Annotated in this window: 15 protein-coding genes; 8 read left to right on the forward strand and 7 right to left on the reverse strand. The window is 71.5% G+C overall.

Translation table 11 applies throughout. The features are described from left to right. Position 1 precedes the first annotated feature (1 nt). Positions 2 to 1,429, reverse strand: coding sequence for a serine hydrolase domain-containing protein (locus H293_RS0111175; RefSeq protein ID WP_020117964.1), 1,428 nt, complete (start codon positions 1,427 to 1,429; stop codon positions 2 to 4). 86 nt (positions 1,430 to 1,515) lie between these two features. On the opposite strand from H293_RS0111175, the gene H293_RS0111180 reads away from it, so the two are divergent. The 4 genes from H293_RS0111180 (at position 1,516) to H293_RS0111195 (ending at position 4,927) form a co-directional block, all read left to right on the forward strand. Further along, on the forward strand, positions 1,516 to 2,487 hold the full coding sequence (locus tag H293_RS0111180; RefSeq protein ID WP_020117965.1) for an LLM class F420-dependent oxidoreductase: 972 nt from the start codon (positions 1,516 to 1,518) through the stop codon (positions 2,485 to 2,487). Positions 2,488 to 2,582: 95 nt separating this feature from the next. Next, positions 2,583 to 3,638: a hypothetical protein gene (locus H293_RS0111185; RefSeq protein WP_020117966.1), complete on the forward strand. Its 1,056-nt coding sequence runs from the start codon at positions 2,583 to 2,585 to the stop codon at positions 3,636 to 3,638. A 61-nt stretch (positions 3,639 to 3,699) separates the two neighbouring features. Further along, the gene (locus H293_RS0111190; RefSeq protein ID WP_020117967.1) at positions 3,700 to 4,137 is read left to right on the forward strand and encodes an SsgA family sporulation/cell division regulator; all 438 of its coding nucleotides are present in this window, start codon (positions 3,700 to 3,702) and stop codon (positions 4,135 to 4,137) included. A 97-nt stretch (positions 4,138 to 4,234) separates the two neighbouring features. Beyond that, complete coding sequence (locus H293_RS0111195; RefSeq protein ID WP_020117968.1) at positions 4,235 to 4,927, forward strand: DUF2238 domain-containing protein; 693 nt, start codon at positions 4,235 to 4,237, stop codon at positions 4,925 to 4,927. Here H293_RS0111195 and H293_RS0111200 read toward each other — a convergent pair. Continuing rightward, positions 4,848 to 5,333 (reverse strand): DUF6328 family protein, encoded by a 486-nt coding sequence (locus H293_RS0111200; protein ID WP_020117969.1) that lies wholly within the window; start codon positions 5,331 to 5,333, stop codon positions 4,848 to 4,850. The two genes, H293_RS0111195 and H293_RS0111200, sit on opposite strands and share 80 nt — an antisense overlap. Before the next feature lie 83 nt (positions 5,334 to 5,416). After that, complete coding sequence (locus tag H293_RS0111205; protein ID WP_020117970.1) at positions 5,417 to 6,400, reverse strand: aldo/keto reductase; 984 nt, start codon at positions 6,398 to 6,400, stop codon at positions 5,417 to 5,419. A gap of 151 nt (positions 6,401 to 6,551) precedes the next feature. On the opposite strand from H293_RS0111205, the gene H293_RS0111210 reads away from it, so the two are divergent. After that, positions 6,552 to 8,249, forward strand: a complete 1,698-nt coding sequence (locus H293_RS0111210; protein ID WP_020117971.1) for a cholesterol oxidase substrate-binding domain-containing protein — start codon at positions 6,552 to 6,554, stop codon at positions 8,247 to 8,249. Here H293_RS0111210 and H293_RS0111215 read toward each other — a convergent pair. The 3 genes from H293_RS0111215 to H293_RS0111225 all read right to left on the reverse strand — a co-directional run bounded on the left by H293_RS0111215 (position 8,246) and on the right by H293_RS0111225 (position 11,783). Beyond that, positions 8,246 to 8,830, reverse strand: coding sequence for a TetR/AcrR family transcriptional regulator (locus H293_RS0111215; RefSeq protein WP_020117972.1), 585 nt, complete (start codon positions 8,828 to 8,830; stop codon positions 8,246 to 8,248). The genes H293_RS0111210 and H293_RS0111215 overlap by 4 nt on opposite strands. 151 nt (positions 8,831 to 8,981) lie before the next feature. Then, complete coding sequence (locus tag H293_RS0111220; protein WP_020117973.1) at positions 8,982 to 10,460, reverse strand: MFS transporter; 1,479 nt, start codon at positions 10,458 to 10,460, stop codon at positions 8,982 to 8,984. Positions 10,461 to 10,571: 111 nt separating this feature from the next. After that, entirely contained in the window at positions 10,572 to 11,783 is a 1,212-nt protein-coding gene (locus H293_RS0111225) for an FAD-dependent monooxygenase (RefSeq protein WP_020117974.1), read from the reverse strand. Positions 11,784 to 12,123: 340 nt separating this feature from the next. Here H293_RS0111225 and melC1 point away from each other — a divergent pair, with 340 nt between their 5' ends. The 3 genes from melC1 to H293_RS0111240 all read left to right on the forward strand — a co-directional run bounded on the left by melC1 (position 12,124) and on the right by H293_RS0111240 (position 13,860). Continuing rightward, complete coding sequence (melC1, locus tag H293_RS0111230) at positions 12,124 to 12,468, forward strand: apotyrosinase chaperone MelC1 (RefSeq protein ID WP_020117975.1); 345 nt, start codon at positions 12,124 to 12,126, stop codon at positions 12,466 to 12,468. Positions 12,469 to 12,500: 32 nt separating this feature from the next. Further along, positions 12,501 to 13,325, forward strand: a complete 825-nt coding sequence (gene melC2, locus H293_RS0111235) for a tyrosinase MelC2 (RefSeq protein WP_020117976.1) — start codon at positions 12,501 to 12,503, stop codon at positions 13,323 to 13,325. Positions 13,326 to 13,407: 82 nt separating this feature from the next. Then, on the forward strand, positions 13,408 to 13,860 hold the full coding sequence (locus tag H293_RS0111240) for an SRPBCC family protein (protein ID WP_020117977.1): 453 nt from the start codon (positions 13,408 to 13,410) through the stop codon (positions 13,858 to 13,860). Between the two features lie 33 nt (positions 13,861 to 13,893). Here the strand turns inward: H293_RS0111240 and H293_RS0111245 are convergent, their stop codons facing one another. Continuing rightward, a complete protein-coding gene (locus tag H293_RS0111245) occupies positions 13,894 to 14,604 on the reverse strand; it encodes a ribonuclease H family protein (protein WP_020117978.1) in 711 nt (236 codons plus the stop codon). Between the last annotated feature and the right edge of the window lie 21 nt (positions 14,605 to 14,625).

Raw genomic sequence — 14,625 nt, forward strand, 5'->3', positions numbered from 1 at the left:
CTCAGCCCGAGCGCGGCGCCCGCATCCGCCGCAGCGGACCGCCGTGCAGGGGCTGGGTGCGCCAGCGCGCGGTGAACGTCCGGTCCGTGAGCGAGCACGTGACCAGCAGGTGGTGCGGGGTCTCCAGGAACGCCAGGTCGACGACGAGGGTCTCCGCGTCGCTCCAGCCACCGCTCACCGCGACCGGCACGGGCTCGTCGACGACCGTCCAGCCGCTCTCCCCGGCTCCGAGCCCCAGTTCCAGCCGGTCGCCGTCGTCCAGGAGGCTCACCCGGCCGCCCGGATCCACCTCGATCGCGGTCAGGGTCGGCTGGGCGGCGCACGTGCCGCCGTGGGGCGTGAAGGCGGTGTTCCAGTCCTGGGACCGGTCGGCGGGCGCGGGCTTGCCCTCGGCGGGCGGCAGCGCGAGCCGGGTCAGCCGAGCGGCCAGGGCCGCGTCCGCCGCCTCACCGCCGCTCAGCGGGCCGGGGCCGAAGGCGGGGAGCAGATGCTCCCAGACCAGGTCCAGGACCCTCTGCATGTCCACGGTCTCCGAGGTGATCGCGAGCACCGCGTCCTGTTCGGGCAGTACGACGCAGAACTGCCCGTACGCCCCGTCCCCGCGGTAGCCGTGCCGGGCCATCCAGAACTGGAAGCCGTAGCCCTGCTGCCAGTCCGACCAGCCGTCCACCATCGGTGTCCCGTGCGCGATCTGCACCCGTGTCGCCTCGGCCACCCACGACTCGGGCAGCAGCCGCTCGCCCTCCCACACCCCGCCCGCCAGATACAGCTGGCCGAGCCGGGCGACGGCGTCGGTCGTGGCGTGCAGCCCGCTGAAGCCGAGCTCGCGGCCCCTGCGGTCGGCGATCCAGGACACCTCGCCGATACCGAGCGGCTCGAACAGCCGGGGCCGCAGGTACTCGCTGAGCCTCTGGCCCGTGACTCGCTGGACGATCGCGGCGAGGGTGTAGGTGGCGGGCTGGTTGTAGGCGAAGACGGTGCCCGGGTCCCGGTCCGGCGGGACCAGCAGGAAGCCCCGGACGAGCTCGTCGCGGTCCAGAGCGCGCGTCCGGTCCAGCGTCTCCTCCACGTGACCGCTGGCCATCGACGCCACATGCCGTACCAGCATGGCGCGGCTGCGCGGGTCGGTGACCTCGGCCTCGAACTCCGGGAAGTACGAGATCACCGGGTCGTCCAGCCCGATCAGCCCCTCGGCGGCGGCGAACCCGGCGGCCGTGGCCGTGAAGCTCTTGCTGAGCGAGTAGAGCAGCTGGGGCCGCGCCGGGGCGTACGGCGCCCACCAGCCCGAGGCCACGACCTGGCCGTGGCGCAGCAGCATCAGGCTGTGCGGTTCGAGGTGCGGTTCGGCTTCGAGGGCGTCGAGGAAGGCCTGTATGCCGGCCGCGTCGACGCCCTGGGCGGCGGGGGTGCTCGTGGGCAGGGAACTCATGCACGCATCCTCCCCCGTGCACCGGCCTTGATCGAGAGGGCCTCGGAAGCCCGTTTTCCCCTCCGGTCACCGGGGACTCGGACCCCATGGTGCAAATCGGATACACGATGATGACCGAGCAGGCAGGCCCCCGTGAGCTGGTGGACCATGTGGTGCGGGCCGAGGAGGTGGGCTTCGACTTCTCCGTGACCTCGGACCACTACTTCCCGTGGCTGCGGTCGCAGGGACACTCGCCGTACGCGTGGAGCGTGCTGGGGGCGGCCGCCCAGGCGACCTCGCGCATTCCGCTGATGACGTACGTGACCTGTCCCTCCTTCCGGTACCACCCGGCGGTGGTGGCGCAGAAGGCGGCGACCATGCAGCTGCTCTCGGAGGGCCGGTTCCGGCTGGGACTGGGCTCGGGCGAGAACCTCAACGAGCATGTGGTGGGCGGCGGCTGGCCGTCGGCCGACGTACGGCACGAGATGCTGGAAGAGGCGGTGGAGATCATCCGCGCGCTGTTCCAGGGCGGCCACGTGAACCACCGCGGGAACCACTTCGACGTCGAGTCGGCCCGGCTGTGGGACCTGCCCGACGAGCCGCCGCAGATCGGTCTCGCCGTCTCCGGGGAGCAGTCGTGCGCCCTGGCCGGCCGCCTGGCCGACCTCGTCATCGCCACCGAGCCCAAGGCGGGCCTCCTCGACGCGTTCGACCGCAACGGCGGCGAGGGCAAGCCGCGGGTGGGACAGCTGCCCGTCTGCTACGACCCCGACCGGGACACCGCGATCAAGCGGGCGCACTCCCAGTTCCGCTGGTTCGGCAACGGCTGGAAGGTCAACTCGGAGCTGCCGCACCCGGATTCCTTCGAGTCGGCCACCCAGTTCGTCACCCCCGACGACGTGGCGGCGTCGATCCCGTGCGGCGACGACCCCGACGCCTTCGTCGAGGCCGTACGTCCGTACGCGGAAGCCGGCTTCACCGAGATCGCGCTGGTGCAGATCGGCGGCGAGTCCCAGCCCGCGTTCCTGGACTGGTCGGAGAAGACGCTGCTGCCCGCGCTGCGCGACGCGTTCGCCTGAGCGGGCCGGGCTGCCGGGGCGGTGCCCCGCGGGTGCAATAGGCTTCCGACCCGCACCTCGTGCGGTCCGAACGAGCCTGACCAGGAGAAACACCCGTGACCCTAGCGATCGACCCGTCCGACACGTCCTCCGGGGCCTCGGTCGAGACGTCCGGCGCGCCCCTGTCCGACCTCGTCGCGCGGGACGCCCGCGAGTTCGGGGTGTACGCGCGGACCGGCGGATGGGCCTTCGGCCTGATGGTGGCGCGCAGCGTACGGCCCGGCGGCCAGGGCGCCGACGAGACGCCGAAGGTGTCCGCGAAGGAGTTCGCCGAGCTCGCCGGCTGCTCGCCGGAGCGCGTCATGCGCTACTACAAGGCCTGGGACCGGGCCGCCGACGACGGCATGGTCCCGCACTTCGAGGCGCTCGCTCCGGGCCAGGAGGTGGAGCTTCCGGACTCGGACGTGTGGCTGACCTACTACTCCTCCCGCAGCAGCGCCGCGTCCGACCGCGGCACCGCCATCGCGGAGGCCGCCGAGGCCGAGGGCATCCGCCCGACCAAGGCCCTGGAGGTCGCCGAGAACCCGACCGCGCTGCGCGCCGCGATCCTCGCCGACCCCTCCACCGCCCGGGCCGCACGCAGCGCGCTGCTCGACCGGCTCAAGGAGGACCCGGAGCTGCAGGCGTCCCTGGCCCGGGACGTGGTGCGCACGGACGATCTGAAGAAGGCCGTGGCCACCGAGAGCAGGGCGGCCGACCGGATCGGGTACGTCCGCCAGATCGCCGAGTCCGGGCAGGTCAAGACCCCGGCCGGGCAGACCATCGACGCGCCGGTCGACCTGCGCCAGGAGGCCGAGCGGCACCTGTCCCTCCTGGAGGAGATGGAGGAGGACGAGGACACCGGCGAGTGGGCCGCCGAGGCGTTCGACACCATGAAGTCCCTCGTCGCCGAGGCCGTGGAGGCCGATCCCGAACTCCGGGTCCAGGAGCGGCGGACGAAGTTCTACAACAGCCTCCAGCGGGCCACCAAGGTGTTCGAGGAGCTGACCTTCGACGACGCCCAGGACTTCTACGAGGACGACATGGTCCAGCAACTGGAGGAACTCCAGCAGGCCATCGCCTCGTGCATCACGGCTTTGCGCACCGCGAAGGGGAATCACCCGGTCGGCTGAGCATCTTGGCCGTGGGAGGGGTACTAGAGGGCTCTATGTCGTTCTCCCCGGAGGCCCTCAGGTGAACTCCTTCGTCCACAGGACCGCCCACAAGACCCTCGTCGTGCAACTGCAGGCGGGCGGCACGGGCCGGTGCCCCGTGCTCGCCCACCTGGGGTACGACGCGACGGACCCGTTCGCCGTCACCGCGGTGTTCAGCCATGACGGCCGGGTGCTGGCGCGGTGGCGGCTGGACCGGGAGATGCTCGCCGAGGGCCTGCGCGGCCCGGTCGGCGTCGGGGACGTGCGTTTCAGCCCCGTCTCGACCGGTGTCTGGGAGGAACTGCGCATGGAGTTCTTCGGCGACGCCCGCTCCGACGGGGGCCGCCAGCACGCCGTGGTCTTCGCGTGGGCCCCGGCGCTGGCGTCCTTCCTGCGCGAGACCCGCGAGCTCGTGCCGCCGGGCCGGGAAGAGGTCAGAGTGGACGACTTCCTGGCCTCGGTCATCGCCGGCGGCTGAGAGGGGGGTCGGAGCGCACACGGCTTGAGTAGCCGTACTCATGCCTCGGTTGTCGTCCTGCCCCGACGATGAGGGCTCCTACGACAAGGAGTGCCTCATGACCGCTGTGCGACGGCGCCTGCCCGTCCTGCTCGCCTGGGCCGTGGTCGCCGCGCTGGCCCTGTCCGCCTGGGGCCCGCGGGACCGCACCACCTGGTTCCTGGAGACGGTGTGGGTCCTGGTCGGGCTGCCGCTGATCGTGCTGACGTGGCGCCGCTTCCCGCTGACCGACCTGCTGTGCTGTCTGCTGGCGGTCCACGCGCTCGTGCTGATCGTGGGCGGCCACTACACCTACGCGCAGGTCCCGCTCGGCGACTGGGTGCGCGACACGTTCGGCCTCGACCGCAATCCGTACGACCGTTTCGGCCACCTCATGCAGGGGTTCGTGCCGGCGGTCCTGGTCCGGGAGTTGCTCAGCCGTACCTCGCCGCTGCGGGGCAGCCGCTGGCTGGCGCCGCTGACGGTGTGCGCGTGTCTGGCCTTCAGTGCCGTCTTCGAGATGCTGGAGTGGGCGGCCGCGGTGATCGGCGGTCAGGCGGCTGACGCCTTCCTGGCCACACAGGGCGATGTGTGGGACACCCAGTGGGACATGTTCTGCGCGCTGATCGGTGCCACGGTCTCGGTGCTGGTGCTGTCCCGCCCGCACGACCGGCAGGTGGACCGGCTGGCCCTCACCGCGTCGTATGGCGCCGGCGCGTCCACATCGGCACTCCGAACCAGCACACCAGGTACCAGGCCACGACTCCGGTGACGAGCCAGGGCACCCAGTCGTCGTGGGTCGCCACCCGCAGGATCAGCAGCAGGGCCGCCGTCATCGTCGTCAGCAGGAGGACCAGCCCGACGAAGGTCAGCCGGGAGGCGATCCGCACGGCCTGGGGTTTGATGCGCCGGCCCGAGACCAGCCGGTGCAGGGAGACCGGTCCTATGAGGGCGCCGGTGGCGCAGGAGCCGAGGACGACGGTCACGATGTAGATGACCTGGTCGGTGTGGGCCAGGTGGGCGTACTTCGGGGTGAACACCACCGTGAGCAGGAAGCCGAACAGGATCTGCACGCCTGTCTGCGCGACGCGGATCTCCTGGATGAGTTCGCCCCACATGCGGTCCGCGCGCTCTTCCTCGGTCTCGTCGCGGCCCGTCCGTCTCACCGTCTCCACCATGCGCTACGGGTATCCGGTGACTGATCGTTGAAACAGCGCGGCCCCGGGAGCGGCGAGGGGCCGCGTCCCGGGGCCGGGTGGCTTCACCAGCGGTTCTCGACCTGGTCCTTGATCCGGCGGTCGTAGAGGTCGCGGATCGCCGCGAGGGTCTCCTCGGACAGCGGCGGCAGCTTGGCGGCGGCCGCGTTGGCGCGGGCCTGCTCGGGGTTGCGGGCGCCGGGGATGACAGTGGTGACGCCGGGCTGCTCGATGATCCAGCGCAGGGCGAGCTGGGCCGGGGTGTAGCCCTCGGGCGCGAGGGCGGAGAACTCGGCGGCGGCCTCGACACCGGTCGTGTAGTCCACGCCGGAGAAGGTCTCGCCGACGTCGAAGGCCTCGCCGTGCCGGTTGTAGGCGCGGTGGTCGTTCTCCGGGAAGAGGGTGTCCGGGGTGTACTTGCCGGACAGCAGGCCGGAGGCCAGCGGGACCCGGGCGATGATGCCCACGCCCGCCTCCCGCGCGGCGGGCAGCACCTCGCGCAGCGGCTTCATGCGGAAGGCGTTGAGGATGATCTGCACGCTCGCCACACCGGGCCGCGCGATCGCGGTCAGCGCCTCCTCGCAGGTCTCCACGCTCACGCCGTAGTGCGCGATGCGCTCCTCCTCGACCAGGGTGTCGAGGGCGTCGAACACCTCGTCGGTGGAGTAGACGGGCGTCGGCGGGCAGTGCAGCTGGACCAGGTCGATGCGGTCGACGCCGAGGTTGCGGCGGGAACGGTCGTTCCAGGCGCGGAAGTTGTCGAGGACGTAGTTCTCGGGGATCTGGTCGACGCGGCGGCCCATCTTCGTCGCGACCAGCACATGCAGGTCGGGCCTGCCGCTCAGGAACGTGGCGATGGTCTGCTCGCTGCGTCCGTCGCCGTACACGTCCGCCGTGTCGAAGAAGGTGACCCCCGACTCGGCGGCCGCCTCCAGCACCGAGAGGGCTTCCTTGTCGTCTACGTCTCCCCAGTCGGCCCCCAGTTGCCAGGTGCCGAGTCCGACGACGGATGCGTGCTGCTGCGACCTGCCGAATGTGCGCTCGTCCATGCCGTCAGTCTGTCATCTGTCGCCGACCTGCGCGGACCGGGTCCCTCCGGGGCGGGACCCGTGAAATGTTCACTCGCACGGGTGACACGCTTCGACGCAAGGCATGCACGTGTCAACATCCGCCTAGCGTGACCCCGTGACTGATCGTTTCGTGAGCAACCACCCGCAGGACACGCCGTCCTGGACCCGTCGCGGCTTCCTCGTGAGCGCCGCCGCGCTCGCCGCCGTGCCGATTCTGCTGCCGGCCGATCCGGCGGCCGCGGCCGACGAGCTGCCCGATTTCCCGGCGGGCGTGGCCCTGCACCGCTCGGCGTACCGGAACTGGGTCGGCGAGATCACCGCCGACGGGCTGTGGGCCTGCGCGCCCACCGGCCCGGAGCAGGTGGTCGACGTCGTCAACTGGGCCTGGCGGCACGGCTGGCGGGTCCGCGCTCGCGGCTCCTCGCACGGCTGGTCGCCCCTCACCATCACCGAGGGCACGGCCTCGGACGCGCCCGTCCTCCTCGTCGACACCGCCTCCCACCTCACCGGCCTGTCCCTGGACTCGGCCTCCGCCGTGCGGGCCGGCACCGGCGTCACGCTGGAGGCGCTGCTCACCTATCTGGAGGGGCACGGACTCGGGGTCACCGCCGCGCCCGCGCCCGGTGACCTCACCCTGGGCGGCGCGCTGGCGATCGACGCGCACGGCACCGCCGTTCCGGCCGACGGGGAGCAGCGGCTGCCGGGACAGACGTACGGCTCGCTGAGCAATCGCATCCTGTCGCTGACGGCGGTGGTGTGGGACGAGGCCGGCGGGGCGTACGCGCTGCGTACCTTCAGCCGCGCCGAGGCCGACAGCGCCGCCCTGCTCACCCACCTCGGGCGGACCTTCGTCACCGAGGTCGTCCTTCGGGTGGGCGCCAACAGCGATCTGCGCTGTGTGAGCCGGGTCGACATCCCGGCGGCGGAGCTCTTCGCGGCGCCCGGCGCCGACGGGCGGACCTTCGCGAGCTTCCTGGAGCAGGCCGGGCGGGTCGAGGCGATCTGGTTCGCCTACACGGAGTTCCCGTGGCTGAAGGTGTGGAGCGTGGCGCCGACCAGGCCGCTGACCTCGCGGCGCGTGACCTCGCCGTACAACTATCCCTTCTCCGACAACGTGCCGACCGTGGTGGCGGATCTGGCCGGGCGGATGGTGTCGGACGCGGCCTGGTATCTGGCACCGGTGCTCGGCAACGCGCAGCTCGACGTGGCGACGGTGGGGCTCACGGCCACGCTGTCGGCGGACATCTGGGGGCCGTCCAAGAACACGCTGCTCTACATCAAGCCGACCACGCTGCGGGTGACCGCGAACGGGTACGCCGTCCTGACCGGCCGGGACCAGGTGCAGCGGGTGGTCTCCGAGTTCACGGACTTCTACCGGGAACGCCTGGCCGCGTACACCGCTCAGGGGAAGTTCCCGGTCAACGGGACGGTGGAGATCAGGGTGACCGGGCTCGACGATCCGGCCGAGGCCGAGGTGGCCGGGGCGCGGGCCCCGCTGCTGTCGGCGCTGCGGGCGGACGGGGCGCGTCCCGAGTGGGACACGGCGGTGTGGCTGGACATCCTGACGCTGCCGGGGACGCCGTACGCGGAGGCCTTCCTGCGGGAGATCGAGCAGTTCCTGTTCGACGGGTACGAGGGGACGCGCGTCGAGTGGTCCAAGGGCTGGGCCTACACGGACGACGCCGTGTGGGCGGACGAGGAGGTGCTGGGCACGACGATTCCCGGGTCGTTCGGCGAGGCGGTGTGGGGGCAGGCGGCGGGCGTGCTGGACCGGCTCGACCCGCACGGGGTGTTCGGCAACGCCTTCCTGGACCGGCTGTTCCGCTAGGGCGTCAGGTGGGCCTGCACTGTGGGGGCGTAACGGTCCACGAGGTCCTCCACGGGGGTCGCCCTCAGCTCGGTGCCCCGGGCGATGCCGTACATCACGCCCAGGCCGAGAAGGGTGCCCACCGCGAGTTCGGCGCGCAGGCCGGCGTCGGGCCCGCCCAGGCGCTCGGTGAGGCGATCGACCACCTGGGCGCGGAAGTTGACGCGCAGGGGGTCGCCGTGTTCGCCCTGGACGGGGGCGAAGGCGATCCTGAGCAGCGGGTCGGCACCGCGTTCGATCTGGCCGGTGAGGACGTGGCGGACCATGTGGCGGCCCAGGTCGTCCAGGGGGGCGTCGAGCAGGGCCGTCGCGTCGGACTCGAAGGACATGACGCGGGCGAGGAGGGCGTCCTTGTTGCCGAAGTACTTCACGATCAACGGCGGGCTGACGCCCGCTCGTTCGGCGACCGCCTTGAGGGTGATGTCGGCGTGCGGGGTGCGGGCCAGGAGGTAGCGGGCCGCCCTGAGGATGGCGGCCTTGGTCGCCTCGGCGTCCCGGCGGGCAGGTGCGGCGGTGGGGGGCGTTGTACTCACGGCACTCATGCTCCCTCCATCGCCTCGTCCCGCGCGCCGTGGGGGCGGCCCCTGGACCGGCGCGGCGCCTCGGAGGCGAAGTCGCCCGGGACAGCCGGCGCCGCACGCCGGGACAGGCAGACCCGACCACCCCGGCCACCCGACAGCGGGCGCACGGCACTCATGCTCCCTCCATCGCCTCGTCCCGCGCGCCCCTGGTGCGGCCCCTGGCCCGGCGGGTCCCGTCGGGTGTCGCGTCGCCCGGGATGGTCAGGGCCGCCGCACAGGCCGCGAGGGCGACCGCTCCGGCAACGGCGAAGGCCAGCAGGTAGCCGTGCAGGGTGGGCACGGGCGCGCCGCCGACCAGGCTGGTGTGGTGGACCAGCACCGCCGCGACCGCCGCGCTGGAGGTGGCCTGGCCGATGGTGCGCATCAGGACGTTGACGCCGTTGGCGGAGGCCGTCTGCTCGGCCGGAACGGCACGCAGGATCAGCGTGGGCAGGGCCGAGTAGGCGAGGGTGGTGCCGGTGGACACCACGGTCGCGCCCACGATGATCATCCACAGGTCGCGGCTGTCCGCGATGCGTACCGCGTAGCCGCACGCGATGACCGCGGCGCCCAGGGCGAGCGTGACGCGCGGGCCGCGGGACGTGGAGATCCGGGCCGAGAGCGGTGAGAACAGCAGCATGGTGACACCGCCCGGCAGCAGGCACAGGCCGGTGGCCACGATCGACAGGCCGAGTCCGTAGCCGCTGGCCTTCGGCGCCTGGACCAGCTGGGCCGTCACCAGGGAGTTGGCGTAGAACGCGAAACCGGTGAGCAGGGCGGCCACGTGGGACAGGCCCACCCGCGGGCGGGTGACGAGCCGCAGGTCGACCAGGGGCTGCTCGGTGCGCAGTTGGCGCCACCACCACAGGGCCAGGACGGCGACGGACACCAGGAACAGGCCGAGGACGCGGGGGCTGCCCCAGCCCCACTGGCCGCCCTGGGACACCCCGAGCAGCAGACTGACCAGTCCCACGGCCAGTCCCAGGGCGCCCCCCACGTCGAAGCGGCCCGGCTGTCGTACCGGCGACTCGCGGACCGCCCACGACACGGCCGCCACCCCGAGGGCGCCGAGGGCGCTGGTCATCCAGAACATGGTGTGCCAGTCGGCGTACTGGACGACCATCGCGGCCAGCGGCAGCCCTAGCGCGGCGCCGATGCCCACCGTGGAACTCATCATCGCGACCGCGGAACCCCGGCGCTCGGGCGGCAGTTCGTCGCGCAGGATGCTGATCGACAGCGGCACCACGGAGGCGGCGGCACCCTGGAGGGCGCGGGCCGCGATGAGCACGGTGATGTCGGACGACAGGGCGCACATCACCGAGCCGGCCGTCATCAGGACCAGGGACGCCGTCAGCACCTTGCGCTTGCCGTACATGTCACCGGCGCGGCCGAGCACCGGGGTGAGGACCGCTCCGGCCAGCAGGGTCGCCGTGACCATCCAGGAGACGGCGCCGGGCGAGGAGTGCGTGAGCCGGGGCAGGTCGGGCAGCAGGGGGACGACCACGGTCTGCATGACGGCCATGAGCACGCCGCACATGGCCAGCACCGGGACGGTGAGCCGGGCCCGGGGACCGGCTCCGCGGGGCGGGGATATCGGGCCCTGCTGGTCCATCGGTGCTCCGCATTCGACAGGGAAAGCAGCGGGTGAATGACAATTCACTCTATCGGTGAATCGTCATTCACCCAACCCTTTCCGAGGTCGGAGGCTACTTGCGGTCGGACGCTACTTGCGCGAGGCCAGCTCCCGCGCGTGCACGCTGCGTGCGACCTTCGGGCCGAGCCAGCGCTTGAACCTGCGCAGCGCCTCCAGCTGCCCGGCCGCCCTGTCGAGCCGGTAGTACAGCTGGGGCGGGACATAGGGCAGCAGGGGTGAGTGCCGCTGGCCGAGCAGGGCGAACATCTGCTCCGGGGGCAGATCGATGTAGCGGGGCAGGTTCTCGTACCACTGGGCGCTGTAGCGGGCCGCGCTCTGGACGGAGAGCAGCTCCGACTTGCGCCGGCGCTCGTAGCGGGCGAGTGCCTGCGGAAGCTCGCCGTGCGCGTGCAGGGCGTCGCCCAGCGCGATGGCGTCCTCCAGGGCGAGGGTGGTGCCGGCGCCGACGGAGTAGTGGGTGGTGTGGGCGGCGTCGCCGAGCAGGACGAGGTTGTCGCGGTGCCAGGTGCGGTTGGTGAGGGTGCGGAAGGTCAGCCACTGGGCGCTGCCCGAGCCGGCGGAGCGGCCGATCAGCGGGTGGCCGTCGAGGATGTCGGCGAACAGCTTCTCCAGCAGGGCGAGTCCGTCCGCCTCGTCGGCGCTGTCGAGGCCGAGGCCGGTCCAGGTCCGCGGGGCGCACTCGACGACGACGGTGCTGCGCTCGGGGCTGAAGGCGTAGCCGTAGCACCAGATCCAGCCGTGGTCGGTCTCGACGAAGGCGAAGGTGAAGGCGTCGAAGACCTTGCTCGTGCCGAGCCAGATGTAGCGGTTGCGGCCCTCTTCGGTCTCGGCGCCGAAGTGGTCGGCATGCCCGGAGCGCAGGACGCTGCGCACGCCGTCGCCGGCCACGACGAGGTCGGCCGCCGGGAGGTTGCCGGGGGTGATCTCGTGCTCGAACTCCAGGCGTACGCCCAGGGAGCGGGCCCGTGCGGCGAGGATCTCCAGCAGGCGGTGGCGGCCGATGCCGAAGCCCTCGTCACTGGCGCGCCGGGTGACCAGGTCGCGCACCCGGGCCTCGCCCTCGTTCCAGGTGACCGAGGCGTCCTCGATCGCGCGGGCCGACTCGGGGTCGTGGACGTGGAGCTTGTCGAGCAGTCCGCGCCAGTAGGTGACGCCCCAGCCGTAGGTCGAGCCCTCCGGGTCGCGCTCGTGGACCGTGATGTCGTGGGACGGGTCCTGCCGTTTCAGCAGGATCGAGAGATACAGGCCGGCGGGCCCGCCGCCGACGCAGGCGACCTTCACACGCACCCCTAGGAATTACCCAAAGCGTTCAATTGGCAACGCAGGGTAGCAGCCGGGGAGCATGGGGCCCGCGCTTCGGATCACGTCACTTTCGGCACGTGAGGCGGGCCACTGCCTGCGGGTTCGCCCGCAAAGGATCATCGAATCCGCGGTCCGCGAGCGGAGGAATTCCTCCGTCCGGGTTCCCGAAAGCCCTCTCTACAGCAAGATCATCTTTGTTCAACGCTGTACGACATTTTGGGAATTGTCTGGATCACGGCCAACCGGTCACGAGCGTTTTCTCCCGCTCTCGGCAGGGCCGATAGGCATGCGGAGTCCGTCAACTCAGGAGGCACACCGCATGCCGGAACTCAGCCGCCGTACCGCGCTCACCGCGACGGCCGCCCTCGCCGCAGGGGCGGTCACCGCCCCGCGCGCGTCCGCCGAGGAGCACCACCACGGGTCACCCGGGTCCTTCGACGAGGTCTACCGGGGCCGCCGGATACAGGGCCGGTCCACGGGGGGCCATCACGGCGGCTACCGGGTGACGGTCGACGGCGTGGAACTGCACGTGATGCGCAACGCCGACGGCACCTGGATCAGCGTCGTCAGCCACTACGACCCGGTGCCCACCCCGCGCGCCGCCGCACGGGCCGCCGTCGACGAGCTCCAGGGCGCACAGCTGCTGCCGTTCCCCGCCAACTGACCGCCCCGTACGCCTCTTTGGAGCATCCGCACATGACCGTCCGCAAGAACCAGGCAACCCTGACCGCCGACGAGAAGCGGCGGTTCGTCGCCGCCGTCCTGGAGCTGAAGCGCAGCGGCCGCTACGACGCGTTCGTCACCACGCACAACGGCTTCATCATGTCCGACACCGACAACGGCGAGCGCACCGGCCACCGTTCGCCCTCCTTCCTGCCCTGGCACCGCAGATTCCTGCTCGACTTCGAGCGCGCCCTGCAGTCGGTGGACGCCTCGGTGGCGCTCCCCTACTGGGACTGGAGCACCGACCGCTCCCCGCGCGCCGCACTGTGGGGCCCCGACTTCCTCGGCGGCACCGGGCGCAGCCGGGACGGGCGGGTGATGGACGGCCCGTTCGCCGCGGACACCGGCAACTGGCCGATCACCGTGCGGGTCGACGGCCGTACGTATCTGCGGCGCGCGCTCGGGAGCGGCGTACGGGAGTTGCCGACCCCGGGCGAGGTGGAGTCGGTGCTGTCCATGGCGACGTACGACATGGCCCCCTGGAACAGCGCCTCGGACGGTTTCCGCAACCATCTGGAGGGCTGGCGCGGGGTCAACCTGCACAACCGGGTCCATGTGTGGGTGGGCGGGCAGATGGCGACCGGGGTCTCCCCCAACGATCCGGTGTTCTGGCTCCACCACGCCTTCGTGGACAAGCTGTGGGCCCGGTGGCAGCGGCGGCATCCGGACTCCCGCTATGTCCCGGCGGCCGGAACGCCCGAGGTCGTCGACCTCGACGAGACCATGAGGCCGTGGAACGACGTGCGTCCCGCGGATCTGCTGGACCACACCCCCCACTACGCCTTCGACACGGCGTAGGAGTCGTCATGCGGCGGTTTGCCCTCCGGGCCGTGCGGTACCCGCGCCGCACACACCGAGAACGCGAAGGAGGGATTCACCCGTGTCGCAGGTCGAGGAGTCCATCGAGGTCGGCGTGCCGGTGCACACCGCCTACAACCAGTGGACGCAGTTCGAGACCTTCCCCGAGTTCATGAGCGGGGTCGAGCGCATCGAACAGCGCACCGACACGCTCACGCACTGGGTGACCAACGTCAACGGCGTGCACAGGGAGTTCGACGCGGAGATCACCGAGCAGATCCCGGACGAGCGGGTCGCGTGGACCACGATCGCCGGCGAGGCCAAGCAGGCGGGTGCGGTGACCTTCCACCGGCTCGACGAGGGCCACACCAAGGTGATGCTCCAGATGGACTTCCATCCGGACAGCCTCACCGAGAAGGTGGGCGACAAGCTCGGGTTCGTGAAGCGGCAGACCAAGGGCGACCTGGAGCGCTTCAAGACGTTCATCGAGGAGCGCGGTCAGGAGACTGGCGAGTGGCGCGGGGCGGTCATCTGACCGTCGGCGCTCCGGTCGGCCGCTAACCGGCCGCTAACCGGCCGCTTCCGTACGGCACTCCGGGTGTCCCCAGCCCTGGGCGTTCTTCGCGATGGGCTCGCCAGCCGCGTAGGGACGTCCGCACAGACACCGGCCGGGGAACTTGGCCTTGATCGTACGAGAGGACGAACCGGAGGACGAACCACCGCTCCGCTTGGGCGACTTGGCCCGGGCGGGGCGGTCGGCTTTTTTCGGGGTGTCCGGCGACGGCGGCGGCTGGGGGGAGCCGAGTTCGCTGCTCGCGGGCTCCTGGACGATCGCCGCCTGGCTGGCCGCGCGGTCGGCGAAGTCATTGAGCGGGTCGCCGTCGACCTGGTGGGCGGGGACGTAACGGAATTCGACCGAACGCCCGTCGAGCAGTTGGTCGATCCGCACGACGAGCTCCTGGTTGGCGACCGGCTTGCCCGCGGAGGTCTTCCAGCCGTTGCGCTTCCAGCCGGGCAGCCAGGTGGTGACGGCCTTCATGGCGTACTGGGAGTCCATCCGGATCTCCAGCGGCACATCCGGGTCGGTCGCGGTGAGCAGCCGTTCCAGCGCGGTGAGTTCGGCGACGTTGTTGGTGGCCTTGCCCAGCGGGCCGGCCTCCCAGCGGTCCGGCGTCTCCGACTCGTCCGCGATGACCCAGGCCCAGGCCGCAGGTCCCGGATTTCCCTTCGAAGCCCCGTCGCACGCGGCCACCAGTCGTTCACGCATGCGCTCGATCATGCCATGAGCGCGGGGGCGCCC

This window comes from Streptomyces canus 299MFChir4.1, from assembly GCF_000383615.1.
GTDB lineage: Bacteria > Actinomycetota > Actinomycetes > Streptomycetales > Streptomycetaceae > Streptomyces > Streptomyces canus_C.

Coding starts and splice junctions, on each gene's coding strand:
- H293_RS0111175 (WP_020117964.1), bottom strand. CDS start 1,429: ATGAGTTCCCTGCCCACGAGCACCCCCGCCGCCCAGGGCGTCGACGCG.
- H293_RS0111180 (WP_020117965.1), top strand. CDS start 1,516: ATGGTGCAAATCGGATACACGATGATGACCGAGCAGGCAGGCCCCCGT.
- H293_RS0111195 (WP_020117968.1), top strand. CDS start 4,235: ATGACCGCTGTGCGACGGCGCCTGCCCGTCCTGCTCGCCTGGGCCGTG.
- H293_RS0111200 (WP_020117969.1), bottom strand. CDS start 5,333: ATGGTGGAGACGGTGAGACGGACGGGCCGCGACGAGACCGAGGAAGAG.
- H293_RS0111205 (WP_020117970.1), bottom strand. CDS start 6,400: ATGGACGAGCGCACATTCGGCAGGTCGCAGCAGCACGCATCCGTCGTC.
- H293_RS0111215 (WP_020117972.1), bottom strand. CDS start 8,830: ATGAGTGCCGTGAGTACAACGCCCCCCACCGCCGCACCTGCCCGCCGG.
- H293_RS0111220 (WP_020117973.1), bottom strand. CDS start 10,460: ATGGACCAGCAGGGCCCGATATCCCCGCCCCGCGGAGCCGGTCCCCGG.
- melC1 (WP_020117975.1), top strand. CDS start 12,124: ATGCCGGAACTCAGCCGCCGTACCGCGCTCACCGCGACGGCCGCCCTC.
- melC2 (WP_020117976.1), top strand. CDS start 12,501: ATGACCGTCCGCAAGAACCAGGCAACCCTGACCGCCGACGAGAAGCGG.
- H293_RS0111245 (WP_020117978.1), bottom strand. CDS start 14,604: ATGATCGAGCGCATGCGTGAACGACTGGTGGCCGCGTGCGACGGGGCT.